This window comes from Rhizobium sp. B230/85, assembly GCF_019355735.1.
Classification (GTDB): Bacteria; Pseudomonadota; Alphaproteobacteria; order Rhizobiales; family Rhizobiaceae; genus Rhizobium; species Rhizobium rhododendri.
Map to the genome: position 1 here is coordinate 102,062 of NZ_CP072156.1, position 25,682 is coordinate 127,743.

The 25,682-nt window shown below is 61.4% G+C and carries 27 protein-coding genes; 9 read left to right on the plus strand and 18 right to left on the minus strand.

From position 1 onward, the window contains the following. Position 1: 1 nt before the first annotated feature. From sucC to sdhC, 8 genes are all read right to left on the minus strand, one after another. Complete coding sequence (sucC, locus tag J5289_RS00510) at positions 2 to 1,198, minus strand: ADP-forming succinate--CoA ligase subunit beta (RefSeq protein WP_142824713.1); 1,197 nt, start codon at positions 1,196 to 1,198, stop codon at positions 2 to 4. Between the two features lie 44 nt (positions 1,199 to 1,242). Continuing rightward, positions 1,243 to 2,205, minus strand: coding sequence for a malate dehydrogenase (gene mdh, locus J5289_RS00515; RefSeq protein ID WP_209207513.1), 963 nt, complete (start codon positions 2,203 to 2,205; stop codon positions 1,243 to 1,245). Positions 2,206 to 2,383: 178 nt separating this feature from the next. Next, positions 2,384 to 3,544 carry a cell division protein ZapE gene (gene zapE, locus J5289_RS00520; protein WP_209207512.1) on the minus strand — a complete coding sequence of 387 codons (1,161 nt, stop codon included), beginning with the start codon at positions 3,542 to 3,544 and terminating at the stop codon, positions 2,384 to 2,386. Between the two features lie 47 nt (positions 3,545 to 3,591). After that, positions 3,592 to 4,131, minus strand: coding sequence for a protease inhibitor Inh/omp19 family protein (locus tag J5289_RS00525; protein ID WP_142824710.1), 540 nt, complete (start codon positions 4,129 to 4,131; stop codon positions 3,592 to 3,594). Between the two features lie 229 nt (positions 4,132 to 4,360). Beyond that, entirely contained in the window at positions 4,361 to 5,140 is a 780-nt protein-coding gene (locus tag J5289_RS00530; protein ID WP_209185252.1) for a succinate dehydrogenase iron-sulfur subunit, read from the minus strand. A gap of 17 nt (positions 5,141 to 5,157) precedes the next feature. Continuing rightward, positions 5,158 to 7,014, minus strand: a complete 1,857-nt coding sequence (sdhA, locus tag J5289_RS00535) for a succinate dehydrogenase flavoprotein subunit (protein ID WP_209185253.1) — start codon at positions 7,012 to 7,014, stop codon at positions 5,158 to 5,160. 7 nt (positions 7,015 to 7,021) lie between these two features. After that, positions 7,022 to 7,402, minus strand: a complete 381-nt coding sequence (sdhD, locus tag J5289_RS00540; protein WP_209185254.1) for a succinate dehydrogenase, hydrophobic membrane anchor protein — start codon at positions 7,400 to 7,402, stop codon at positions 7,022 to 7,024. An 11-nt stretch (positions 7,403 to 7,413) separates the two neighbouring features. Next, positions 7,414 to 7,809, minus strand: coding sequence for a succinate dehydrogenase, cytochrome b556 subunit (sdhC, locus tag J5289_RS00545; RefSeq protein ID WP_209185256.1), 396 nt, complete (start codon positions 7,807 to 7,809; stop codon positions 7,414 to 7,416). Positions 7,810 to 8,112: 303 nt separating this feature from the next. Between sdhC and J5289_RS00550 the strand changes: the two genes are divergently transcribed. Further along, the gene (locus tag J5289_RS00550) at positions 8,113 to 8,676 is read left to right on the plus strand and encodes a hypothetical protein (protein ID WP_209185257.1); all 564 of its coding nucleotides are present in this window, start codon (positions 8,113 to 8,115) and stop codon (positions 8,674 to 8,676) included. 3 nt (positions 8,677 to 8,679) lie between these two features. Here the strand turns inward: J5289_RS00550 and J5289_RS00555 are convergent, their stop codons facing one another. The 5 genes from J5289_RS00555 to tsaD are packed head-to-tail and all read right to left on the minus strand — an operon-like array spanning position 8,680 to position 12,176. Further along, a complete protein-coding gene (locus tag J5289_RS00555; protein WP_209185258.1) occupies positions 8,680 to 9,330 on the minus strand; it encodes a methyltransferase in 651 nt (216 codons plus the stop codon). A 7-nt stretch (positions 9,331 to 9,337) separates the two neighbouring features. Then, complete coding sequence (locus J5289_RS00560; RefSeq protein WP_209207511.1) at positions 9,338 to 9,769, minus strand: EVE domain-containing protein; 432 nt, start codon at positions 9,767 to 9,769, stop codon at positions 9,338 to 9,340. Positions 9,770 to 9,771: 2 nt separating this feature from the next. Further along, on the minus strand, positions 9,772 to 10,065 hold the full coding sequence (locus J5289_RS00565) for a YciI-like protein (protein ID WP_209185259.1): 294 nt from the start codon (positions 10,063 to 10,065) through the stop codon (positions 9,772 to 9,774). Between the two features lie 27 nt (positions 10,066 to 10,092). After that, positions 10,093 to 11,082, minus strand: a complete 990-nt coding sequence (locus J5289_RS00570) for an NAD(P)H-dependent glycerol-3-phosphate dehydrogenase (RefSeq protein ID WP_209185260.1) — start codon at positions 11,080 to 11,082, stop codon at positions 10,093 to 10,095. Next, positions 11,079 to 12,176, minus strand: a complete 1,098-nt coding sequence (gene tsaD / locus J5289_RS00575) for a tRNA (adenosine(37)-N6)-threonylcarbamoyltransferase complex transferase subunit TsaD (protein WP_209185261.1) — start codon at positions 12,174 to 12,176, stop codon at positions 11,079 to 11,081. Before tsaD ends, J5289_RS00570 begins: the two co-directional genes overlap by 4 nt. 74 nt (positions 12,177 to 12,250) lie before the next feature. Here tsaD and hemC point away from each other — a divergent pair, with 74 nt between their 5' ends. The 6 genes from hemC to J5289_RS00605 are packed head-to-tail and all read left to right on the plus strand — an operon-like array spanning position 12,251 to position 18,059. Further along, on the plus strand, positions 12,251 to 13,180 hold the full coding sequence (gene hemC, locus J5289_RS00580; RefSeq protein WP_209185262.1) for a hydroxymethylbilane synthase: 930 nt from the start codon (positions 12,251 to 12,253) through the stop codon (positions 13,178 to 13,180). Positions 13,181 to 13,183: 3 nt separating this feature from the next. Next, positions 13,184 to 13,930, plus strand: a complete 747-nt coding sequence (locus J5289_RS00585) for a uroporphyrinogen-III synthase (RefSeq protein ID WP_209207510.1) — start codon at positions 13,184 to 13,186, stop codon at positions 13,928 to 13,930. 60 nt (positions 13,931 to 13,990) lie between these two features. Further along, positions 13,991 to 15,190, plus strand: coding sequence for a COG4223 family protein (locus tag J5289_RS00590; protein ID WP_209187642.1), 1,200 nt, complete (start codon positions 13,991 to 13,993; stop codon positions 15,188 to 15,190). Between the two features lie 9 nt (positions 15,191 to 15,199). Next, a complete protein-coding gene (locus J5289_RS00595; RefSeq protein WP_209185265.1) occupies positions 15,200 to 16,840 on the plus strand; it encodes a heme biosynthesis protein HemY in 1,641 nt (546 codons plus the stop codon). 12 nt (positions 16,841 to 16,852) lie between these two features. After that, the gene (locus tag J5289_RS00600; RefSeq protein WP_142824695.1) at positions 16,853 to 17,338 is read left to right on the plus strand and encodes a TerB family tellurite resistance protein; all 486 of its coding nucleotides are present in this window, start codon (positions 16,853 to 16,855) and stop codon (positions 17,336 to 17,338) included. Beyond that, entirely contained in the window at positions 17,328 to 18,059 is a 732-nt protein-coding gene (locus J5289_RS00605) for a glutamine amidotransferase (protein ID WP_209185266.1), read from the plus strand. The genes J5289_RS00600 and J5289_RS00605 overlap by 11 nt, the downstream gene beginning before the upstream one ends. A gap of 5 nt (positions 18,060 to 18,064) precedes the next feature. Here J5289_RS00605 and J5289_RS00610 read toward each other — a convergent pair whose 3' ends face one another. Continuing rightward, entirely contained in the window at positions 18,065 to 19,318 is a 1,254-nt protein-coding gene (locus J5289_RS00610) for an MFS transporter (protein ID WP_209185267.1), read from the minus strand. 104 nt (positions 19,319 to 19,422) lie between these two features. On the opposite strand from J5289_RS00610, the gene J5289_RS00615 reads away from it, so the two are divergent. Both J5289_RS00615 and J5289_RS00620 read left to right on the plus strand, forming a co-directional pair. Beyond that, entirely contained in the window at positions 19,423 to 19,767 is a 345-nt protein-coding gene (locus J5289_RS00615) for a YggT family protein (protein WP_142824692.1), read from the plus strand. Next, positions 19,764 to 20,078, plus strand: coding sequence for a DUF167 domain-containing protein (locus tag J5289_RS00620; RefSeq protein ID WP_209185268.1), 315 nt, complete (start codon positions 19,764 to 19,766; stop codon positions 20,076 to 20,078). Before J5289_RS00615 ends, J5289_RS00620 begins: the two co-directional genes overlap by 4 nt. Here the strand turns inward: J5289_RS00620 and ppa are convergent, their stop codons facing one another. From ppa to J5289_RS00640, 4 genes are all read right to left on the minus strand, one after another. Next, entirely contained in the window at positions 20,079 to 20,621 is a 543-nt protein-coding gene (ppa, locus tag J5289_RS00625; protein ID WP_142824690.1) for an inorganic diphosphatase, read from the minus strand. Between the two features lie 184 nt (positions 20,622 to 20,805). Then, positions 20,806 to 21,312: a GNAT family N-acetyltransferase gene (locus J5289_RS00630; RefSeq protein WP_209185269.1), complete on the minus strand. Its 507-nt coding sequence runs from the start codon at positions 21,310 to 21,312 to the stop codon at positions 20,806 to 20,808. A gap of 203 nt (positions 21,313 to 21,515) precedes the next feature. After that, positions 21,516 to 23,330, minus strand: coding sequence for a translational GTPase TypA (typA, locus tag J5289_RS00635; protein ID WP_142824688.1), 1,815 nt, complete (start codon positions 23,328 to 23,330; stop codon positions 21,516 to 21,518). Between the two features lie 187 nt (positions 23,331 to 23,517). Next, entirely contained in the window at positions 23,518 to 25,581 is a 2,064-nt protein-coding gene (locus J5289_RS00640) for a M3 family metallopeptidase (RefSeq protein ID WP_209185270.1), read from the minus strand. Positions 25,582 to 25,682 lie beyond the last annotated feature (101 nt).

Genomic DNA, 25,682 nt, shown 5'->3' on the forward strand with positions numbered 1-25,682 from the left:
TTTAAGCTGCTTTCACGGCTGCGACGATCTTCTGGGCGGCATCGTCCAGGTCGTCGGCGGAAATGACATTGAGACCGCTCTCGTTGATGATCTTCTTGCCAAGCGCAACGTTCGTGCCTTCGAGGCGGACAACGAGCGGGACCTGCAAGCCGACTTCCTTGACGGCAGCCAGAACGCCTTCGGCAATGACATCGCACTTCATGATGCCGCCGAAGATGTTGACCAGGATGCCCTTCACGGCAGGATCGGCCGTGATGATCTTGAAGGCTGCCGTAACCTTTTCCTTCGTCGCGCCACCGCCGACGTCGAGGAAGTTGGCAGGCTCTGCGCCATACAATTTGATGATGTCCATGGTGGCCATGGCAAGACCGGCGCCATTGACCATGCAGCCGATGTTACCATCGAGGGCAACGTAGGCCAGATCGTACTTGGAAGCGGCGATTTCCTTCTCGTCTTCCTCGCTGGTGTCGCGAAGCGCAACGATGTCTTCATGACGGAACAGCGCGTTGCCGTCGAACGATACCTTGGCGTCGAGAACGCGCAGGCGGCCGTTGGTCATGACGATCAGCGGGTTGACTTCGAGCAGAGCCATGTCGGTTTCGACGAAGGCCTTGTAGAGGATCGGGAACAGCTTTTCAGCGTCCTGGCGAGCTTCGCCTTCGAGCTTCAGCGCATCGCTGAGCTTGGCGACGTCTGCCGCGGTGACGCCCGTCGTCGGGTTGATTGCGACGTTGATGATCTTTTCCGGGGTGTCATGGGCAACGGTCTCGATGTCCATGCCGCCTTCGGTCGAAACGACGAAGGAGACCTGGCCAACGGCACGGTCGACCAGGATGGAGAGGTAAAGCTCGCGGTCGATGTCGGCGCCGTCTTCGATGTAGAGGCGGTTGACCTGCTTGCCGGCTTCGCCGGTCTGGGCCGTTACCAGCGTGTTGCCGAGCATGTCCTTGACGAAAGCCTGGACTTCCTCGAGCGACTTTGCGAGACGAACGCCGCCCTTGGCTTCCGGCGGCAGTTCCTTGAACTTGCCCTTGCCGCGACCGCCGGCATGGATCTGGCTTTTGACGACGTAAAGCGGGCCCGGAAGCTGCTTGACGGCTGCCTCGGCTTCCGATGCGTTGAAGATGGCAACACCTTCTGCCACCGGTGCACCAAAGCTCTTCAGCAGAGCCTTGGCCTGATATTCATGAATATTCATGGATCTATCCCTATTGGAACGCGACGCTTATTTCAGCGCCAAACTTATTTTAGCGAAGGCGCGATGTTGATGCATGCTTCGCAGAGACCGGCGACGGCAGCGACAGACTTGTCGAAGGCTTCTTTTTCAGCCTTGTTCATGTCGATCTCGATGATCCGCTCGATGCCGCCGGCACCGATGACAGTCGGCACGCCGACATACATGTCGTTGACGCCGTACTGGCCGGAAAGATACGCGGCGCAAGGCAGCACGCGCTTCTTGTCCTTGAGGTAGGACTCAGCCATTTCGATGGCAGAGGCAGCAGGAGCGTAATAAGCCGAACCGGTCTTCAGCAGGCCGACGATTTCGGCGCCGCCATCACGGGTGCGCTGGATGATTTCCTCGAGGCGCTCCTTGGTGACCCAGCCCATGGTGACGAGGTCCGTCAGCGGAATGCCGCCGACCGTCGAATAGCGCGCTAGCGGCACCATCGTGTCACCGTGGCCACCAAGCACGAAGGCGGTAACGTCCTGGACGGACACGTTGAATTCCTTGGCAAGGAACAGGCGGAAGCGCGAGCTATCCAGCACGCCGGCCATGCCGACGACCTTGTTGGCCGGCAGGCCGGAAAACTTCTGGAGGGCCCAGACCATCGCGTCGAGCGGGTTGGTGATGCAGATGACGAAAGCGTTCGGGGCGTACTTCTTGATGCCGGCGCCGACCTGCTCCATCACCTTGAGGTTGATGCCGAGCAGATCGTCGCGGCTCATGCCGGGCTTGCGAGCGACACCGGCGGTGACGATGCAGACATCAGCACCCTCGATCGCCGAGTAGTCGCTGGCGCCGGTGAGGTTGACGTCAAAGCCTTCGACCGGCGAAGACTGGGAAATATCAAGGCCTTTGCCCTGTGGAATGCCGTCCGCGATGTCGAAGAGGACGATGTCGCCCAGCTCCTTCAAGCCGGCAAGATGCGCCAGCGTGCCACCAATCATGCCAGAACCAACGAGTGCGATTTTGTTACGCGCCATTTCGGGATATCCTTTGCGATCGAAAACGATGGCGCGACACTTTGAAGCATCGACCACGGCCGCCAATCGCATAGACCCAACGGCCAAAAATGGCAATTGATTATTTTGTGACGTTAAAATTCAATCGGTTAGATAGAAAAACTCTTACGTAAACGTAAGAATTATTGTCACCATATCGTTATTCGGCCGCTGACTTGGATCGAATCTGGGCGAGATACTCGGCGCTTCGCATCTCGAAAAGGCGTGAGGCCGTGCGGTCGAATTCAAAACCCTCGGTTCCACGCCGCTGCACGAGAAGTGCCTCCGGCATCGCTGCTGCGGAGATCGTCACATGGATGGCGTGATCGTAAAGCGTATCGATCAGAATGATGAAACGCTTGGTCTGATTGCGCTTTTCCGGTCCAAGCTCCGGAATGCGATCGATAAAGATCGTGTCGAAACGGGCCGCGATGGCGAGAAAATCTCCGGCTCCTAGCGGAGCCTCGCAGAGATCGGCGAATGAAAACCGCGCCAGCCTGTCGACGGCAGCCGGCACATGGACGGTCCGGCCCTTTCTCTGGATCTCGACTGGCTGTGCCGTGCGGCCGTGAATCGCCCGCGCCCAGGCCGCATCCATCGCCTTGTCGGTTTCGGCGTTCAGTGGCGTCAGGTAGACAGGCTGGCTGTCGTCCTTTTCCATGCGGTAATCGGTCGGCGAATCCAGCGTCACCACGTCGACATAAGTCTTCAAAAGCGTGATGAACGGCGTGAACAACGAACGATTGAGCCCCTCGCGGTAAAGGTTATCCGGCTCGACGTTGGACGTGGTGACAAGAACGCAGCCGAGCGAGAACAGTTCTGAAAACAGCCGCGACAGGATCATCGCATCGGCGATGTCGGTGACGCTGAATTCGTCGAAGCACAACAGTTCCGCCTCGGCAAACAGATCGGCGGCGACAGGCGGTACCGGATCGGAAAGCTTCGTGTCGCCATTCTTGATCTTCAGCCGATGAGCAGCGATGCGGTTATGGACATCAGCCATGAACTCGTGGAAATGCGCCCGCCGCTTCTTCTTGGACGGCGCCATTGCGAAGAACATGTCCATCAGCATCGTCTTGCCGCGCCCGACGCTGCCGTGAATGTAGAGGCCGCGGATAGGCTCGGGCTTCTTGCGCGCCGCAAACAGCCATCCGAGCGCGCTGGACTTCGCAGCCGGCCGCCGCTGCTTGAGAGCGGCCAGCACCCGGTCAAGATGTTTTGCAACATCCATCTGCGCTGCATCCACCTGCAGCGAACCGGAAGCCGTCAGCGATTTCAACTTTTCGCTGACGCTGATCGAGTAGTCAGGCATAGGCTGCATGGAAAAATCCGCCTCGCGCGTCGAAAGATGGCCGGTGGGCCGCAGACTTAGCGGCTAAGCGTGATCGGCTGGCCAGAGGCCGTGGTGCCGGTGAAGCGCGAGTCGGCCGTCTTGTAAACCGAACCCAGCTGGTTGCCGCTGCGGTCCTTTAGAACGACCTGCTTGCCGGCCACTTCCCAGGATCCCATCGTCGTCAGTTCACCGACGCAGCCACGAGTACCGCCGCGCGATCCGCTGCCGAGATTGGTGAGTGTCAGGAACATGTCGCAGCTGGTGCCGCCATTGCCGACCTTCCAGCTGCCGACCATCGATTCCTTGGTGACATCGAGGCCGGAGGCGGCAAGCGCTGCATTCTGCTGCGGCGCGCCTGCACCCGGATTTGCCGACGGAGGGGCTGGAAACTGCGAGCCGGTACCGGTCGGGGATGGAAGCTGGCTGGACTGGACCTGCCCAACGGGCGCGGCCTGGATCGGCGGCGGGGAATAGGCTGGCGAAGCGGAGCCATAATCGTTGTTGTAACCCGTCCGCTGGCAACCCGCCAGCGCCACACCGATAACTGCAGCCGTCGCAGCATATTTGAATCGCATTAGGAAACTCCTGAAATAGCCCAGCCTGCCCCGACGTTGGCGCGCAATCACGGCGGAATTATCGTGAAAGGCATTGATGAATCAAGTGAGCACAAGGAGAAATTGTCGCGGGCTGCTGCCCTTGCCGCAGTCATGGGACAAATTTGGCGCATTTTTCCAGACGTCTGAACGAAAGACGCCCTCATATCAACATGAGGGCGGCTTGTAGCGCGATCGTGAGAGTAAGCGACTAGACGCGCCGCTCGACCATCATCTTCTTGATCTCGGCAATCGCCTTGGCCGGGTTCAGGCCCTTCGGGCAGGTCTGGGCGCAATTCATGATCGTGTGGCAACGATAAAGCCGGAACGGATCTTCCAGATTGTCGAGGCGTTCACCGGTGGCCTCATCGCGTGAATCGATCAGCCAGCGATAAGCCTGCAGCAGGACGGCCGGACCGAGATACCGGTCGCCGTTCCACCAGTAGCTCGGACAGGAGGCCGAGCAGCAGGCACACAGGATGCACTCGTAAAGACCGTCCAGCTTCTGGCGGTCGTCATGGCTCTGCTTCCATTCCTTCGCGGGCTCCGGCGATACGGTCTTCAGCCAGGGCTCGATCGAGCGGTGCTGGGCATAGAAGTTCGTCAGGTCAGGAACCAGGTCTTTCACCACAGGAAGGTGCGGCAGCGGGTAGACCTTGACGGTACCCTTCACTTCGTCCAGCCCCTTGGTGCACGCGAGTGTATTGGTGCCGTCGATGTTCATGGCGCAGGAGCCACAGATCCCCTCGCGACAGGAGCGGCGCAGCGTCAGCGTCGGGTCGATGTTGTTCTTGATGTAAAGCAGGGCATCCAGCACCATCGGCCCGCAGTTATCGACATCGATGTAGAAGGTATCGATGCTCGGGTTCTGACCGTCGTCCGGGCTCCAGCGATAGATCCGCAGTTCGCGCGTGTTCGTTGCACCCTGCGGCTTCGGCCAGACCTTGCCTTCGCGCATCTGAGAGTTCTTGGGGAGAGCGAGTTCAACCATGTCCAGTTCCTCTCAAATCAATACACACGCGCCTTCGGCTTGATCTTCTGCGGATCCATGCCCTCGGCGATCAGTTCGGTGTGAACCGGGCGATAGTCGAGTTTTACCTCGCCAGCATCGTTGACCCACGAGAGCGTGTGCTTGCGCCAGTTGACGTCGTCGCGACCGCCGAATGGGCCGTCGGTGAAGTCTTCCCGCGCATGCGAGCCGCGGCTTTCTTTGCGGGCTTCCGCGCCGTAGATCGTGGTGATCGCGTTGGCCATCAGGTTGTGCAGTTCAAGCGTTTCGACCAGATCGGAGTTCCAGATCAGCGAACGGTCGGTGACCTTTACGTCAGAAAGCTCCTTCCAGATCGCCGACATCCGCTCGCAGCCCGAGGCCAGCGATTCCTGCGTACGGAATACGGCAGCGTCGTCCTGCATGGCATGCTGCATCTTTTCGCGCAGCACCGATGTCGGTGTATGACCATTGGAGAACCGCAGCTTGTCGAAGCGATCCATGATCTTTTCGCAGGCAGCCAGGTTGAGCTGAGGGATCGGCGCAGCGCGATCGATGACTTCGGCAGCCCGGATGGCAGCAGCACGTCCGAAGACGACGAGGTCGATCAGCGAATTGGATCCAAGGCGATTGGCGCCATGCACCGATGCGCAGCCGGCTTCTCCGACAGCCATGAGGCCCGGAAGGATGCGTTCCGGATTTTCACTGTCCGCATTCAGCACTTCGCCCCAGTAGTTCGTCGGGATACCGCCCATGTTGTAGTGCACCGTCGGCAGGACCGGGATCGGCTCGCGCGTCACGTCGACGCCGGCAAAGATCTTTGCCGATTCCGAAATGCCCGGCAGACGCTCGTTAAGAACAGCCGGATCGAGGTGGTCGAGGTGCAGGTAGATGTGGTCCTTGTTCTTGCCGACGCCACGCCCCTCGCGGATTTCCAGCGTCATGCAGCGCGATACGACGTCGCGCGAGGCAAGGTCCTTGGCTGATGGAGCATAGCGCTCCATGAAGCGCTCGCCTTCCGAATTGACGAGATAGCCGCCTTCGCCGCGCGCCCCTTCAGTGATCAGACAGCCGGCGCCGTAGATGCCGGTCGGATGAAACTGCACGAATTCCATGTCCTGCAGGGGCAGGCCGGCACGCGCCACCATGCCGCCGCCGTCGCCGGTGCAGGTATGGGCGGACGTTGCCGAGAAATAGGCACGACCGTACCCGCCGGTCGCAAGCACCACCATCTTGGCGGAGAAGCGATGGATGGTTCCATCGTCGAGGCACCAGGCCATGACGCCGATGCACTTCGAGCCGTCTTCCGACATGATCAGGTCGAGGGCGAAGTATTCGATGAAGAATTCGGCGTTGTGCTTCAGCGACTGTCCGTAAAGCGTGTGCAGGATGGCGTGGCCGGTACGGTCGGCAGCAGCGCAGGTACGCTGCACGGGCGGGCCCTCGCCGTAATTCTGCATATGGCCGCCAAACGGCCGCTGGTAGATCTTGCCCTCTTCATTGCGCGAGAAGGGCACGCCGTAGTGCTCGAGTTCGTAGACGGCCTTAGGCGCTTCCATCGTCAGATACTGCATGGCATCAACGTCGCCGAGCCAGTCGGAGCCCTTGACGGTGTCGTAGAGATGCCACTGCCAGCTATCCGGCGTCATGTTGCGGAGCGATGCAGCGATACCGCCTTGAGCGGCCACGGTGTGCGAGCGGGTCGGGAATACCTTGGTGATGCAGGCGGTCTTGAAGCCCTGTTCGGCCATGCCGAGCGTGGCGCGGAGACCCGCGCCGCCAGCACCGACGACGATCACGTCATAGGAGTGGTCGACGTACTTGTAGTCCTTGCCGGTCCGTTCGGGCCCATTCTGATTGGGTGAGGTTGGTGCCATGATGCAATTATCCTACGAACGCGATTTTCAGAATGGCGAAGAGACAGAGCCCAGCGACGACGATCGAAAAGAACGTGTTGAGCATCAGGAAGACGAGTTTGCCGACTTCGCCATGGACGTAGTCCTCGATGATCACCTGCATGCCGAGCCGCATGTGGATCACGCCCGAAATCACCATCAGCGCGAAGATCACGGCGACGAACGGGTTCGACAGCGCGTGCACGACAACAGCATAAGGTGCGCCGGCGTAAATCATCAGGAAGACGACGAAGAAGATAAACAACGGCACGTTGGCGACGGCCGTCAGCCGCTGGCGCCAGAAATGCTCCGTGCCGTCCTTGGCCGAACCGAGACCGCGAACGCGGCTGAGAGGGGTGCGCATATCCATGATCAGAACCCTCAGAAACGCATCGCCAGGCCGACGGCCCAGACGATGGCGGTAAGACAGAGCGAACCGACCAGGTTTGCAATAGCGAGCTTCGTGGAGAAATGTTTCTCGAAGCCGTAGCCGAGATCCCACATGAAATGGCGGAAGCCGCCGAGCATGTGGTGCAGCAGCGCCCAGGTATAGCCAAGCAGGATCAGCCGGCCGATGATCGTGCCGAGAAACCAGTTGGCCCAGTCGAAATAAAACTGGCCCGACGCGGCGGCGACAAGCCACCAGACGACCAAAAGCGTGCCGACGTAGAGCGCGCCACCGGTAATGCGATGGATGATCGACATGGCCATGGTCGGGATGAGTTTGTAGATTTGAAGATGCGGCGATATAGGCCGATTATGTGTGACGTTCGCCATCAAGACCTCGCGGCGTTACGATGCGCTTCCAATGCGGGCAATCCCGGGCAACACACGAATGACAAAGTCCTATGTGCGTTGCATCAATCGCGTGGTTTAATCACCGAAATGCCTGCCGACAAGCACTATTGCAGTCCATAGAAAATTTAATCGATTGACGTCATCCACACGCCGATTTCGCCGTATTACTCTGTTGCGAGTTAACCATCCGGGTGGATTTGTCGCCCGCTGCGTGGACTTGGTCTTCCACTTCCGGCACTCTTCCTTAACTTTTTGTTAACGGTTATTTGTCCGGAGGCCGGCATGCCTGGTGTTTTCTCGCGAATCGGTACGATCCTTGGCGCAGCAGCACTGAGCGGAACCCTGGCGTTGCCTGTTCTGGCGAACGACTACCACGGCCACGGCCGGACCGTTTTCCATCAGGGAGCGCACGCCTCCGGCTTTCGGAACCGCGAGGCCGGTGGACATCGCTTCTACGCCTACGATCGCAGCCCGCGCCAGGGCCATGAACACAGCCGTTTCGATCCCAGCGGTTATCGCAGCCATGCGCCGGAGCGGCAATTTACCGACGGGCACATGCGTAGAAACCATTTCCGGATGCTGGCGTCCCGGGACTTTTCGGCGCGGCGTGGCGGTGGCATCGCCGTCATCGAGCGCCGTCAGCCGGACTATGGTTTCATCAGCAATTACGCAGGCTCGGTGGATGTCTACCAAGCCAATGGCGGCACCTACATCACTGGCTATGGCGACGGCGGCTACACCGGGTCGAGCGCCCCTGTCATGGCGCCGCGCGCAAAAATCATCGATGTCGCCCGCACGCGCAACGGCTGCGCCTACGAAAACGGCGTCTGCGTCATCAGGCCCTGATCGTCAGTCTGCGGAGAACTGCCACACGGTCGTCTTCTTGATGTCGCTGTCCTCGAGGGCGCGCGTGACCGGCACTTCATAGGTCGCCTGGAATGTGAGACCCGCTTTCGGCAGGTAGGCTCGCCCGGGATCGCCGACGAGAACGACGATGCCCCGGGAGGTGAGTGCCGATAGCCAGGGGACGAGCCGGTCTGCAAATTCGCGATCGTAGAACACGTCGCCAGCGAGCAGCACGTCCGCGTCGACGGGAAGGCCGACGATATCATCGCCGGAAAACCCGATATCGGCCCGATTTTCCGCAGCATTCAGCCGCACTGCCGTTTCCGCCCACGGATCGATATCCACCGCCAGCACCTTTGCAGCACCCGCATGTGCGGCGGCAATGGCCACCAGCCCCGATCCACTGGCAAAATCCACCACACGCTTGCCGGCGACGACATCGGGGTTATCGAGCACGAAACGCGCCAGGCCCTGGCCTCCCGCCCAGGCAAAGGCCCAGAACGGTGGTGGCAGGCCGATCTCCTGCAGCTCCTCCTCGGTCTTCAGCCAGAGGTCATGGGCTTCGCTCGCCAGATGGAGCCGGATCTCAGGCACATGCGGCGGCGCCATCACATCGGTGTTGGCGCGGATAAAGGCTTCCGGCTCGGTCTTCACTCGCGGCTCAGCGGGGCGGATTGTCGAGGCCGCCCATCCGGCAGACCTCCAGATATTCCTCGTCGGTGACCGGCTGCACGGACAGCCGCATCGAGGTCACCAGCGACATTTTCGCCAGCTTCTCGCTCGCCTTGACATCCTTCAGCGTCACCGGCTTCGGCATATCGCAGACGGCGCGGATGTCGACGCAATCCCACTTCGGATCGCCATTGGCGCTGGAATCCGGATGCGACAAGGCACAGACCTCGACGATACCGACGATCTCGAGCCCTTCGTTCGAGTGGTAGAAAAAGCCCTTGTCGCCGATCTTCATCGCCCGCATGTGGTTGCGCGCTAGATAGTTGCGCACGCCGGTCCATTCGGTGCCGGCCTCGCCCGCATCCTTCTGCGCCTGCCAGCCCCAGGTCTTCGGTTCGGATTTGAATAGCCAGTGAGCCACGATCACGCCTCCGGCTTGTTAAATACCCAGTTGAAGGGCTTGACCTCGACGCTTTCGAACAGGCCGGCCTTGGCATAGGGATCGGCATCGGCCAGGGCCTGCGCATCGGCGAGCGATGCCGCTTCGACGATCACCAGGCTGCCGCAGGGCTTTTCATCCGGTCCGAGGAACGGGCCAGCCATCTTCAGCGTGCCCTCGTCATTCAGCTTGTTCAGATGCTCAACATGGGCAGGGCGGGTGTCCATGCGGACATGCAGATGGTCGGGTTTGTCCTTGCAGAGAAAAGCGAAAAGCATGGGTTTGCTCCTGTTTTGTGGTCAGATCTATTCGGTGGTGATCGGCCGCGTCATCAACTGCTCGATGGCGTCGGAAATATCGAGCGTGCCGTCGATAATGGCCGCAACCGCTTCGGTGATCGGCATGGCGATGCCGAGTTCGGCGGCAAGCCGAACGGCGACGGAAGCGGCAAGCGCGCCTTCGACCAGCCCCCCCCGCGCCGGATCCTGAAGCTCGCCGCGACCAAGCGCGATGCCGAACCGCAGATTGCGCGACTGGTGGCTGGTCGCAGTCAAGACGAGATCGCCGAGGCCGGAGAGGCCACGCACCGTCTCCGCCTGACCGCCCTGCGCGCCGACGAAGCGCGACATCTCGGCCAGCCCCCGGCTGATCAGAGCCGCTCGGGCCGAATCGCCGATGCCACGGCCTTCGACGATGCCGCAGGCAATCGCCAGCACATTCTTCAGCGCGCCGCCAAGCTGCACGCCGATCCGGTCATCGGAAGCATAGAGCCGAAATGTCCGCCCCGATATCGCCTGCGCCAACCGTTCGGCATCGGCCATGTCCCCGGCGGCGACAGCCATTGCCGTCGGCAGGCCCTTGGCAATATCGGCGGCAAAACCGGGGCCTGAAAGTACAGCGATGGCATGATGTGGCAATTCGCGTTCCAGCATTTCCGTCAACAGCGAGCCGGAAACACGATCGATACCCTTGGCACACGTAACGACGACGGCATCCTTCGAGAGGTATCTTCCATACTGTCGCGCTGCATCTGCCTGTGCCTGGGAGGGCATCGCAAACAACACGATATCGGCATGGGAAACCGCATCCGGTTCGGCGGAAAAGGTGAGACCTTCCGGAAGCGCAATGCCGGGCAAAGCCGCTTCGTGCCGGCGCTCGGCGGCAAGTTTGGCCATCAGCGCCGCATCCCGGCCGACGAGCACCACCTCGTGGCGCCCGGCCTGGGCGATGACGGAGGCCAGCGCCGTTCCGAAGGCGCCAGCACCAATAACCGCGATGCGCTCCATCCCACTCATGATTTCGCGCCCCGCCGGCCATGGCCGATCAGCGCTGCAGCATTGGCATCCAGCGGCCAGCGCGAGCGCGGCGCGACCGAGAGATCGTCGGCAGGTTCACCCGTTGCCATCCGCTCGAGGCCGGCCCAGGCGATCATCACGGCATTGTCGGTGCAAAGATGCAGCGGCGGAGCGATGAAACGGAAGCCCTGCTGGTTGCATAGCTCCTGCAGGGTCCGGCGCAATTCGAGATTGGCAGCAACACCGCCGGCAACGACCAGCGCCGGAAGATCAACGGACTGCGGAAACTCGGCCTTGAAGCGTTGCAGCCCGCGCCCGATGCGATCCTTCAGTGTCCGCGAAATGGCCTTCTGGAAGGAGGCGCAGATATCGGCGATATCCTGATCCGAAAGCGGCGCGATCTCCATTGCGGCCTGCCGCACGGCAGTCTTCAGGCCGGAAAAGGAAAAATCGAGCCGCGCTTCACCGACCAGCGGCCGGGGAAAGACGAACCGGTCGGCATTACCGGTTTTTGCCGCCTTTTCCACCGCCGGACCGCCGGGATAGGGCAGGCCCAGCAGCTTGGCCGTCTTGTCGAAGGCTTCGCCGAGCGCGTCGTCGATCGTCGTGCCCCAGCGCTCATAGACGCCCACGCCGCGCACCAGGATCAGTTGCGTATGGCCGCCGGAGACCAGCAGCATGAGATAGGGAAAGGCCAGCCCATCGGTCAGGCGCGCCGTCAGCGCATGTCCTTCGAGATGATTGATGGCATAGAGCGGCTTGCCCGAGGCACGCGCCATCGCCTTCGCCGTCATCAGCCCGACCAGCAGACCGCCGATGAGGCCGGGGCCGGACGTGGCGGCAATAGCATCGACGTCGGCAAGCGACACATTGGCGCGTTTCAATGCTTCTTCGATGAGCGTATCAAGCGCCTCGACATGGGCGCGGGCCGCGATTTCGGGGACCACGCCGCCATAGGCGCTGTGCTCCTCCATCTGGCTGAGAACGACGTCGGACAATACAGAGCACTGCCCGTCCGAACGGCGTTCGACAAGGGCAGCGGCGGTTTCGTCGCAGCTTGTTTCGATGCCGAGAATGCGGAGAAAGGGCGTCATGGAACCTGAACGTCGGATTGCGGTGCAGTCTAAACCTGTTTACGAGAACTGTCGGTAACAACGGATCAATACGGATGCAAACGAAACCTTTCCGGATCGGCACACGCGGTAGTCCGCTTGCGCTGGCCCAGGCCCACGAGGCGCGAGACCGGCTGATTGCCGCCCATGGCCTGCCCCCGGAAATGTTCGAGATCGTCGTCATGACGACGATGGGCGACCGCATTACCGACCGTTCGCTGGCTGAAATCGGCGGCAAGGGGCTGTTCACCCAGGAACTCGAACTGCGGCTTTTGACCGAGGACCTGGACTTTGCCGTGCATTCGGCCAAGGACATAGCCACCAATCTGCCCGAAGGCCTCTATCTCTCCGCCTTCCTGCCACGCGAAGATATCAGGGATGCCGTGATCGGCCGAACGGCGCCGAGCCTGATGGAATTGCCGCAGGGCGCAACGGTCGGCTCTGCCTCGCTACGTCGGCAGGCGCTGATCCGCCGCATCCGGCCGGATATCAATGTCATCGTCTTTCGCGGCGCAGTCGACACGCGGCTGCGCAAGTTGCACGAAGGCCAGGCCGATGCCACGCTTCTGGCCGTGGCCGGGCTGAAGCGACTGGGCAAGTTCGACGTGCTTACCGAGATACTCGACCCCGACGCCTTTCCGCCGGCGCCGGCGCAGGGCGCAATCGCCATCGAAAGCCGGGTCGGAGACATCAGGACCGACGCGTTGCTTGCGCCGATCAACGACATCCCCACCTTCGACACCGTCTCCTGCGAGCGCGGCTTCCTCGCGACGCTCGACGGCTCCTGCCGAACGCCGATTGCCGGCTACGCCACCTGCGACGGCGACAACCTGCGCTTTTTCGGCATGATTCTCACCCCGGACGGTCGCATCGAGCACAACATCACCGTCGAAGGCCGGCGCTCGGATGCCGAAGCCCTTGGCGCTGCCGCCGGCGAGGCGGTGCGCGACAAGGCCGGTCCGACCTTTTTCAACAGCTGGAGCTGACAGATGCGCGTGCTCGTCACCCGTCCCGCAGCATCGGGCGAGCGCACCGCGAAAAAGCTCGAAGCACGCGGCCATGAGGCGCTCCTTCTTCCGCTGACGGCAGCAGTCCACGATCCCAAGGCCGCATCGGCGGCACTGGACAACGCAAATGGCGCCATTGCCGTCACCAGCGCAGAGGCGCTCCGTGCATTGCAAGCCATCGGCCCGGCACTCTCCGCACATTTCGGACGACCGCTCTTTGCCGTCGGCAAGGCAACCGCCGAAAAGGCAGTCGCAGCCGGTTTCACCACTGTCCACCATTCCCGTGGCGATGGCGCCGAACTTGCCGATCTCGTGGCCAGCAAGAAATCCTTACTGGGTGATCGTCCGCTGACCTATCTCGCAGGCTCCCCCCGCGCGTCAGGCTTCGAAAAGCAGCTCTCCCTGCACGGCGTCCCGTTCGACTGCATCGAATGCTACCGCATGGAGCCGGTTGAGCCGCCTGAAACACTGCTGCAGCGCCTTTTCAGCGACGTTCCCGTCGATGCAGTGCTCTTCTACTCCAGCCACACCGCCAGACGTTTTTTCGGCCTCGATGCATTATCCAGGCATCTGCAGCAGCTGAAAAAGACGCGGCTTCTTTGCCTGAGCGCGACGATTGCCACAATCGTCCCCTACCCGTTGCGATCAGCGGTCGAAATAGCGGAGATCCCGGAGGAAGACAGCATGCTCGGCCTTCTCGATCCCGATCCGAGCGCTAATTTGATCTAAGCTCTTTCCATAAACCGCTTCACTGTCTACCTTCTTCGCAGTGCATCACATGAGGACGCCATGATCCCCGGTAATCCGCCGCATCATACGAAGCCCGACGAAGAGCCCGTAACGATCGATCTGGAAGCCAACGAGGCTGACCGCCGCGAAGCCGAGATCGAAAGTCACAAGGACGAAATCGGCACCTCCGCCACGGACACAGTGGATATCAAGCCGCAGCCCGAGCCGGAACCGGAACAGGCATACGAGCCCGCCGGACCAACGCCGACAGAGCCACCGGCCCCGACAGCCACGGCACCCGCCAACAGCACCACGGGCCTGATTGCAGCCGGTATCGTCGGCGGTCTGATCGCGCTGATCGGTGCCGGAGCGCTGCAATATGCAGGCGTCCTGCCCGCCGCTTCCGGAAACGATAAGCAGCAATTCACGTCGCTGGACGCTGAGATCGACGGGCTGAAGCAGAGCGTCGCCAATCTGGCCACCTCTCCCGCAGCAACGCCGGATGCCGCGCTGGAAGCACGCATTGGCGCGCTCGAGACAGCCATGAAGAACAACCCGCAGGCGGCGACCGCCAACGGCGCCGTCGACACCGCCTCCGCCCAGAAAATTTCCGATCTGACGGCCGAAGTCGACCAGCTGAAAGCCAGCATGACGCAGACCACGCAGACTCAGGCAACGACCGGCGCCGACATCAGCAAGCGGCTGGACGATGCTGAGAAAAAGCTGAACGACCCGGGCAAGGATGTCGCCGTTGCCCAGGCGATCGCTGCTGCCGGCCTCAAGGCGGCGATCGATCGCGGCGGGCCTTTCCGCGCCGAACTCGACACCTTTGCCGGCGTCTCTCCTAACGACCCGACAGTGGAAACCCTGGGCAAGTTTGCCGAAACCGGCGTGCCATCGCGCGCGGAACTGATCCGCCAGGTCCCGGATGTTGCCACCACCATCATCGGTGCGACAGAAAAGCCGGCTGAAACCCAGGGCTGGAGCGACCGCCTGATGGAAAGCGCCAAGTCGCTGGTGACCGTTCGCCCCGTCGGCAATATCAAGGGTGACGGAGTCGACGCCATTGCCGCCCGCTTCGAGGACAAGATCCGCAACGGCGACCTGCCGGGCGCTGTCAGTGAGTGGAATAGTCTCCCGGAAACCGGCAAGATGGCATCGGCGGCGTTCAAACAGTCGATCGAAGCCAGGATCAAGGTCGAGGATCTCGTCGGTGAAACCCTGTCGAAGGCGATTGCCGGCGCCGGCAAGCAGAGCTGAGGTAAGAACATGATCGTCAGACTGCTTGTCTTTATCGTCCTGATCCTTGCACTCGGCTACGGCTTCTCCTGGCTGGCCGACCGTCCGGGCGACCTGTCGCTGATGTGGGGTGGCGAGCTATATCAGACCAAGCTGATAGTCGCGGCCAGCCTTCTGATCGCTATCGTCGCCGCTGTCATGATCGTCTGGTCGCTGCTGCGGATGATCTGGACCTCGCCCCATGCCGTCAGCCGCTATTTTCGTGCCCGCAAACGTGACCGCGGCTATCAGGCATTGTCGACCGGGCTGATTGCCGCTGGCGCCGGCAATGCGCTGCTGGCCCGCAAGATGGCTGCTCGTTCGCGTGGCCTGATCCGCGCCGACCAGGAACCGCTGATCAGTCTTCTGGAGGCGCAGGCAGCGCTGATCGAAGGCAACCACGACGAGGCGCGCGCCAAGTTCGAGCTGATGGCCAAAGATCCGGAGACCCGGGAACTCGGCCTCCGTGGCCTCTATCTCGAAGCCAAGCGCCTCGGTGCCGATGAGGCTGCCCGGCAATATGCCGAACAGGCTGCAGACAAGGCACCCTATCTGCCTTGGGCGGCGCAGGCGACGCTCGAATATCGCAGCCGCGCCGGCCGCTGGGACGACGCTATCCGTCTTCTCGACCAGCAGAAGGTCGCAAGGGTCATTGGCAAGGATGAGGCGAACCGCCTGCGCGCCGTGCTTCTGACGGCACGCGCCACCGACCGGCTCGACGCGAACCCGACCGGTGCGCGCGACGACGCGCTGGCCGCCCTGAAGCTGTCCGACAATCTCGTGCCTGCCGCCCTGATTGCCGCCAAGGCGCTGTTTCGCGAAGACAAGATCCGCAAGGCAGCAGCGGTGCTGGAGGATGCCTGGAAGGTTTCTCCCCATCCCGAAATCGGCCGTGCCTACGTTCGCGCCCGCAGCGGAGACAGCGTGCTGGACCGCCTGAAACGCGCCGAGAAGCTGGAAGCGCTGCGACCCAACAATGTGGAAGCATTGCTGATCACGGCGCAGGCAGCGCTCGATGCAGGCAATTTTGCCGTCGCCCGCAGCAAGGCGGAAGCAGCCGCCCGCATGCAGCCCCGCGAGGGCGCCTTCATGCTGCTCGCCGACATAGAGGACGCCGAGACACGCGACCAGGGACGCACCCGCCACTGGCTCGCCCAGGCCTTGCGCGCACCGCGCGACCCGGCCTGGATGGCCGATGGTTTCGTGTCCGACAAGTGGCTCCCGGTTTCTCCGATCTCGGGCAAGCTCGATGCCTTCGAATGGCGGTCGCCTTTCAGCCAGCTTGAAGGCCCGGTCGAGGAAGGCACCGTCGCGTCTTTCGAGACAGCGCTCCGCAACCTGCCGCCACTGGCAGATCTACGTCAGACGCCTGCTCCAGTTTCCGCGCAATCTGCTCAGGACGCACCTGCAGCAGCCAAGCCCATGCCACCAGGACCATTGCCAGCCAGTTCACCGCCAGCCAAGCCCATGCCGGCCAGAACGCAGCCGTCGACGGCGCTGGTCACCGTGACAAAACCCGAAAGCCCGAAAAAGCCCGAGCCCCGCCCCTTCTTTGGCGGCGCCCCGGACGATCCGGGTGTCCGCACCACAAAGGCAGATCCGGAGCCCAAGACCCGGCTGAAGCTTTTTTAAGAATGAAACCGCATGTTTGAACGCTTCCAGGAATTCTTTCAAAGTCTGACGACAGATCATTCGAAACCCGGCCTTGCGCCCGACGATCCCCGGATCTCGGTGGCAGCGCTCTGCATCCAGGTGATGGAGGCCGACGGCAAGGTCGAGGCCAGCGAGAAGAAGGCGCTGCGCCGGTTGCTCAAGGACCAGTACGGCCTCGACGGCCGCGAGCTGGATGCGCTGATCGCGGCAGGCACCGAGGCCGAGAACGAGGCCGTCGACTATTTCCGCTTCACCTCGGATCTCAAGCGCCATCTTGACAGCGACCAGCGTATCGAACTGATCGGCATCCTCTGGGATATCGTCTATGCCGATGGCGAGCGCAGCGAGATGGAAGACGATGCCATCTGGCGCATCGCCGAGTTGCTGGGCGTGTCCGGCCGCGAGCGCATCATGAAGCGGCAGGAGGCAGCGGCACGGGTGCCGGGCCTCGCCGTGGAGGCTGACGATGCGGATTGAGGCGGCCAACAGCCGTCACCGGCGGCCGATCCTGATCGTGCTGCACCAGGAGCGCTCCAGCGCCGGCCGCGTCGGGCAGATGCTGCTGCAGAAGGGCTACGACCTCGATATTCGACGTCCCGTCCTCGGCGACCCCCTGCCGGAAACCCTTGAGGCGCACGGCGGCGCGGTCGTCTTCGGCGGGCCGATGAGTGCCAACGACCCCGATCCCTTCGTACGCTCCGAGATCAACTGGCTGGATGTTCCGCTGCGGGAGAACCGCCCGTTCCTCGGCATCTGTCTCGGTGCCCAGATGCTGGTGCGCCAGCTCGGCGGCAAGGTACAGGCCCGGCCGGATGAAAAAGCCGAAATCGGCTGGTATCCGCTGCATCCGACCGAGCGCGGACGTCAGCTGATGCGCTGGCCGCCTATGGTCTACCACTTTCACCGCGAAGGCTTCGATCTGCCCGCTGGAGCGGAGCTCCTGGCCAAGGGCGATACCTACCCCAACCAGGCATTCCGCTATGGCGACAACGCCTGGGGCCTGCAATTTCACGCCGAACTGACCCGTGCCATGATGCAGCGATGGGTCGTCCATGGTGCCCATCGCTTCGCACTGCCCAACGCCCAGCAGGGTCGAGATCATCTGGAGGGCCGTATGCTTTTCGACGGTGCGCTCAGGCAGTGGCTGTCGGAATTTCTCGATATCGTCTTCGAGACGCAGGTCGCGGTCGCGGCCTGAACCGATCAGGCTGACCCTGCGGCGTTTTCATCCGGGGCATCCAGCGCGTCGATCTTGCGCAGCTGCGGAAAGCCTATCGCCCAGATGATAGCCACTGCCAAGGTGCCGACACCGCCGATCACGACCGCCGGCACCGCCCCGAATACGGAGGCCATCGTCCCCGCACGGAATTCGCCGAGCTCGTTCGAGGCACCGACAAAGACCATGTTGACGGCATTGACCCGGCCTCGAACATGATCCGGCGTCCACAGGGCAATCAGGGTTTCCCGCACATAGACCGAGATCATGTCTGAAGCGCCCATGATCATCAGGGCGACGATCGACAGCCAGGGCGTGCTGGACAGGCCGAAAATCAGCGTACCCACACCGAACATCGCCACGCCGGCAAACATGTAGACGCCTGCCCGATGGCGTAGCGGATAGGTAGCCAGCAGCACCGCCGTGGCGATAGCGCCGACACCCGGTGCTGCCCGCAACAGCCCAAGGCCCCAAGGTCCGAGTGTCAAGATATCGCGGGCAAAGATCGGCATCAGCGCCACGGCGCCGCCGAGCAGCACTGCGAACAAGTCGAGCGAAATTGCACCGAGGACGACCTTCTCAGACCATATGAAGCGATATCCGGCGAGGATGGTGCTCCAGTTGGTTGCCATTCCCGTGCTCCGCTGGACGGGCTTGGCAATCATCTGGATCAGGATGGCCCCGAGAATGGAGAATACCGCGGCCACCGCATAGGCAAAGCTTGGCCCAAGACCGTAGAGCAGACCACCGGCAACAGGACCAACGATTGCAGCAGTCTGCCACGAGGACGAATTCCAGGCGACGGCATTCGACAGGTCTTCTGGCGGGACGAGATTGGGCGCCAGCGACTGTGTGGCCGGGCCAAGGAAGGCGCGTTCGATGCCCATGATGGTGAGAATGCCGAAGACCGGCAACGGCGCGAATGATCCCGTCGACGTCATCACCCACAGCGCCACGGCACAGAGCGCACCGACCAGCGTGCAGATTGCCACGATGTGGCGGCGGCTGTAGCGATCCGCGACCGAACCGGTGACCAGCGTCAGAAGCAGCGACGGCAGGAACTGCACGAGGCCGATAAGGCCCAGGTAGATGGCGCTGCCCGTCTGGTCGTACATCTGCCAGCCGACGGAGACACTGATGATCTGCGCGGCGAAGGAAACGAGAAAACGGGCAAAGAAGAAACGTGTGTAGGAAACATGGCGGAATGCGGCGAAGCGATCCGCAGACGAGATAAGCGACATGAACGGCTTTCCGTTAGCGACCGCCGTAGATCCCCCACGGCCGTTAAACATGATTCATCGTGCCGGCGGGCATACCACTTGCTCGCGCCTTCGCCAATGTCTACATGTCTGTCAATCGCGAAATGGAGACGTACATGTCCGGAATACTTCTGGCGCTCTTTCAAGTCATTGATATCGTCTTGCAGCTTTACGTCTACATCCTGATAGCCAGCGCCATCTTCTCATGGCTCTACGCCTTCAACGTGATCAATTCGAGCAACCAGTTCGTGAACTCGGTTGGCCGTTTCCTCTACAATGTCACCGAGCCGGTTCTCAATCCCCTCCGGCGCATCTTGCCGAACCTCGGCGGCATCGACATTTCGCCGATTGTCGTGTTGCTGATCATCTTCTTCATTCAGGCGGTCCTGCATAACACCGTCTACCCGGCCCTCCTTCAACTGACGATGTGAGCAGCGCCTGGCGCAAGCTTGCAGACCATGTCCGATTGTCCGTCCGGCTGACGCCGAATGGCGGCCGCGATGAGATAGACGGTATCGAGACCGGCGCCGATGGCGATGTCCATATCAAGGTGCGCGTCAGCGATGTGCCCGAAAAGGGCAAGGCCAACAAGGCGCTGATCGCCTTGCTGGCGAAAAGGCTCGGCCTGCCGAAATCCTCGATCAGCGTCACTTCCGGCGACACAGCGCGCAAAAAAATCCTCCGGATCGATGGCGACCCGGAGGAAATATGCAAGGCTCTCGATACTGTCGTAGAAGCCTGATCAGGCCTTCTTCTCGGCCGCATTGTGGCGAGCGATGGCTTCGAGGATCAATTCGCCAGCTTCCTTGGCACCCTTCCAGCCATAGATCTTCACCCACTTGCCTGGCTCCAGATCCTTGTAATGCTGGAAGAAATGCTCGATCTGCTTGATGGTGATATCAGGCAGGTCGGTGTATTCCTTGACCTTCTCGTAGCGCAGCGTCAGCTTCGGCGACGGGACGGCAATGATCTTCTCGTCCTTGCCGGAGTTGTCTTCCATCATCAGCACGCCGATAGGGCGAACGTTGATGACGCAGCCGGGAACGAGCGGCCGGGTGCTGGCGATCAGCACGTCGATCGGGTCGCCGTCTTCCGACAGCGTGTGCGGCACGAAGCCGTAATTGCCTGGATAAGTCATCGGCGTGTAGAGGAAACGGTCGACGACGAGCGTGCCGGCTTCCTTGTCCATTTCGTACTTGATCGGGTCGCCGCCGACCGGCACTTCGACGATGACGTTGACGTCTTCAGGTGGATTTTTACCAATGGAAATTGCGTCGATGCGCATGGGAGTCCCCTAAACTATGATAGCTGCCAGCCACTTAATCGGAAATAACCGGTAAGGCAACAGCGCTTCGAAAGCATGGCCTGCTTTGCGCCAAGGCCAAAAACCGCGACACCTACAAATGAATTGGCGGCGAAATTACGACGGCCGCCGCATTATGCCCGACCGCCGTGATCGCCAGCCGGTCTTACGGCCAGACAAAGCCGATCTTCTTCACCTGCTCGCCGCCAAAGGTCTCCAGCCCCTCGCAGAAATCGAGCCCGCCGTGGCTGCGATAGAAACGCTCGGCATTCTCGTTGTCTTCCAGGCACCAGACAACCATGCCCTTGCAGCCGAGCGACTTCAGCAGCCGCCGTGCCTCGCCGAACAGCAGACGGCCGAGGCCGATCCCTTGATATTCCGGACGGAGATAAAGCTCGTAGATCTCGCCTTCCTGCGGCAGCGCGCGCGCCCGGTTGAGGCCAAGTGTCGCATAGCCTGCAACGGTGCCGGCAACGTCGAGAACGAGCAGGGTCGCCGGTCCGCGCGTCGCCCGGCGCCACCAGGCTTCGCCGCGCCGCTCGATCATCTGCGACAGTGCACGGTGTGGAATGATGCCGGTGTAGGCATACTGCCAGGACAGCCGATGCGTCTCCGAAATGGCTCGGGCATCGTGCGGTTCAGCCCGCCGGACATCAATCGATAACGTTTTCATAACGCCTACTTTGGCCCGGCAACCGCAAATTAACCATCCAGCAATATTGCCGGAAACCATTTGCCCACAGGCTTTATGTGTGGACTAGCGCGAAACGTTAACTCTTTTTTAACGGATGTCACAAGAGGCCAAAAATCGAACATGTAAATAAAAAACCCCGATGCAAGCACCGGGGTTTGAGGTCTTCTGGGTGTCGAAAAGCCTTACGCGCTCTTCTTGCCGAAACGCTTGCGATCGTTCGGGTCCAGATAGGTCTTGCGCAGACGAATGGACTTCGGCGTGACTTCCATGAGTTCGTCGTCCTGGATCCAGGAGAGCGCCCGGTCGAGCGTCATACGGATCGGCGGCGTCAGGCGGACAGCTTCGTCCTTGCCGGCAGACCGGATGTTGGTCAGCTGCTTGCCCTTCAGCACGTTGACTTCGAGGTCGTTGTCACGCGTGTGGATGCCGATGATCATGCCGGCATAGACCTTTTCACCTGGCTCGATGATCATCGGGCCGCGATCTTCAAGGTTGAACATGGCGTAGGCCACGGCTTCCCCGGACTGGTTGGACAACAGGACGCCGTTGCTGCGGCCGCCGATTTCGCCCTTGAAAGGCTGGTAGCTATGAAACAGGCGGTTCATGATCGCCGTGCCGCGCGTGTCGGTCAAAAGCTCCGACTGGTAGCCGATCAGGCCGCGTGTTGGCGCGTAGAATACCAGACGCAGACGATTGCCGCCCGACGGACGAAGCTCGACCATCTCGGCCTTGCGCTCGGACATCTTCTGGACAACGATACCGGAATGCTCTTCGTCGACGTCGATGACGACTTCTTCGATCGGCTCCAGCTTGTTGCCGTTCTCGTCGTCATGCATGACGACGCGAGGACGCGACACAGCCAGTTCGAAGCCTTCGCGGCGCATGGTTTCGATCAGAACGGCAAGCTGCAATTCGCCGCGGCCGGATACGTAGAACGAATCCTTGGCTTCCGACTCTTCGACCTTCAGCGCAACGTTGCCTTCGGCTTCCTTCATCAGGCGGTCGCGAATGACGCGCGAGGTAACCTTGTCGCCTTCGGTGCCAGCCAGCGGGCTGTCGTTGACGATGAAGGACATGGTGACGGTCGGCGGATCGATCGGCTGGGCGTGCAGCGGCTCGGTAACAGCAGGATCGCAAAAGGTATCGGCAACCGTGCCCTTGGAAAGGCCGGCAATGGCGATGATGTCACCTGCGAAGGCTTCCTCGATCGGCTGGCGCTCGATGCCGCGGAACGCGAGGATCTTCGAGATACGGCCGGTTTCGATGGTCTTGCCATCAACGCCCATGACCTTGACAGGCTGGTTCGACTTGATCGAACCGGAATGAATGCGACCGGTGATGATACGGCCGAGGAACGGGTTGGCTTCGAGCAGCGTGCCGATCATGCGGAACGGGCCTTCGCCGACAGTCGGCTCTGGAACATGCTTGAGCACGAGGTCGAGCAACGGGCCAAGGCCCTGGTCCATCGGGCCTTCAGGAGCCGTGTTCATCCAGCCAGCACGGCCGGAACCGTAGAGGATCGGGAAGTCGAGCTGTTCGTCGGTGGCGTCGAGGGCAGCAAAGAGGTCGAAGACTTCGTTGACGACTTCTTCGTGACGCGCGTCCGGACGGTCGATCTTGTTGATCGCGACGATCGGGCGAAGGCCGACCTTCAGCGCCTTGCCGACCACGAACTTGGTCTGCGGCATCGGGCCTTCGGCAGCATCGACCAGCACGATAGCGCCATCCACCATCGAAAGGATACGCTCGACTTCGCCGCCGAAGTCGGCGTGGCCGGGGGTGTCGACGATGTTGATGCGAACATCTCTCCAGACGACCGACGTCGCCTTGGCCAGGATCGTGATGCCACGTTCCTTTTCGAGTTCGTTCGAATCCATCATGCGCTCAACGGTGCGCTGGTTGTCGCGGAACGAACCGGACTGCTTCAGGAGTTCGTCGACAAGCGTCGTCTTGCCGTGGTCAACGTGCGCGATGATCGCGATATTTCGCATAGACATATGGGCTACTCGGAGGGTTTGCGGGCAGCCAATAGCGCGGCCCTTATCTTCGGTTGAGGCGCTCATAGCCTGTTTTTCGCATTTGCGAAAGGGGGGGCGCGACAAAGCAGCGTCTTCCCTGCCCCGGCGCAATCGCATGGCTGGGACAGGGTATGCTGTTCAATTGATCAGCCGCCGGCACAAAGCCTTATGCGGCCAAGCCTTTTTGCGCCAGCATGGCATCCGGGCTCGGCAATTTGCCGCGGAACGCCCGGTAAGCATCTTCCGGGTCGATGGAGCCGCCGACCGAATAGATGTGAGCCTTCAGCTTCTCGGCCATCTCGGGATTGAAGGCGTCGCCCGTTTCCGTGAAGGCTGCGAAGGCGTCGGCATCGAGCACCTCGGACCACATGTAGGAATAGTAGCCGGCCGAATATCCGTCCCCGGCAAAGACATGCTGGAAATGCGGGCTGGCGTGCCGCATCACCATCGATTTCGGCATGCCGAGCGTGGCCAGAATCTCCGCCTGTTCCGCCATCGGATCCTCGACCGGCCCACGCGTATGGAATGCCATGTCGACGAGCGCCGACGATGTGAACTCGACGGTATTGAATCCGGAGTTGAAAGTCCGGGCGGCCAGAACCTTGTCGAGCAGCGCCTGCGGCATCGGCTCGCCGGTCTGGTAGTGCACGGCATAGGTCTTCAGGATATCGGGCACCGTCAGCCAGTGCTCGTAGAGTTGTGACGGCAATTCGACGAAATCGCGCGATACGCCTGTGCCGGCAACCGACGGGTAGGTGACATCGGAGAGCATTCCGTGCAGCGCATGGCCGAACTCGTGGAACAGCGTGTAGGCATCCCCCATCGACAACAGCGCCGGCTTGCCCTCGGCCGGCTTGGCGAAATTGCAGACATTGTAGATGATCGGCCGCTCGCCCAAAGCGCCGTTCTTCAACGGCAGCTTGTGCTGAGACTGGAAGGCACTCATCCAGGCGCCGGAACGCTTCGACGGCCGGGCAAAATAGTCGCCGAGGAACATCGCGATGAGCTTGTTGGAACGGTCGCGGATTTCAAAGACGCGGACATCCGGATGATAGGCGGGCGCATCGTGGATCTCGACGGCATGAAGGCCGAAGAGGCGGCCGGCAACGTCGAAGCAGGCTGCGATGATCTTGTCGAGCTGCAGGTAGGGCTTCAGTTCGGCCTCGGAAAAATCAAACCGCTCCGTGCGGATCTTTTCCGAATAGAAGCGCCAGTCCCAGGGCATGACATCGTGGTTGCCGCCGCCTGCCTTGATCAAGGCGGCAATATCCGTCTCTTCTTCCCGCGCCCTGGCGACAGCCTTGGCCCAGACCGTGGTCAGCAGATGGTTCACCGCCTCGGGCGTCTTGGCCATGGTGTTGTCGAGCTTCAGTTCGGCATAATTGCCATAGCCGAGCAACTTTGCCTTTTCGAAACGCAGCGCCAGCGTCTGGCGGATGATGTCGCGATTGTCCGTCTCCCCGCCGTTGCGGCCGCGCGCCACCCAGGCCTCAAACGCCTGCTCGCGCAGGTCGCGACGCTCGGAAAAAGTCAGGAACGGCTCTATGATCGAACGCGACAGCGTCACCGCATACTTGCCTGTATCGCCACGCTCAGTTGCAGCTGCCGCCATGGCCTCGGTGACAAACCCCGGCAGGCCGGCAAGATCGGCCGCGTCGGACAGCACCAGCGCCCAGCCCTTCTCGTCGGCCAGCACGTTCTGGCCGAAACTTGCGCCCAGGCCTGCCAGCGTCTCGTTGATTGCAGCAAGCCGCTCCTGCTCCGGTTTTGCAAGCTTTGCGCCAGAGCGCACGAAACCTTTCCAATGGCGCTCAAGCACGCGGCTTTCCTCGAGCGTCAGGCCGAGCGTATCTCGCATTTCCCAGAGCGCGTCGATCCGGGCAAACAGCGCGGCGTTCATGCCGATCTTCGAATAGTGGCGCGACATCTTGGGCGCGATCTCGCGCTCCAGGCCCTGGATCACGTCGTTGGTATGGGCACCGGCCTTGCTCCAGAACAGCGACGAGACGCGCGACAACTCGTCGCCGACGATCTCCAGGGCGACGATCGTGTTGGCGAAAGTCGGTGGCTCCGGATTGTTGGCAATCTGGTCGATCTCGCCGTCGTGCAGTTCCATGGCAGCATCAAAGGCTGGCCCAAAGTCGGCGTCATGGACGCGGTCGAAGTGCGGCAGTCCCTCATGCCCTGTCCATTCGACGAGGGCGGGATTGACGGAGAGTTGCGATGACATGGGACATCCTTTCGGCATCAGATTGGTCACGGGCATATAAGAACGCCGGACCGGCAATGGTATGGTGATCGCAGCCTGTCAGCAAAACGGTGCGGTGGCGA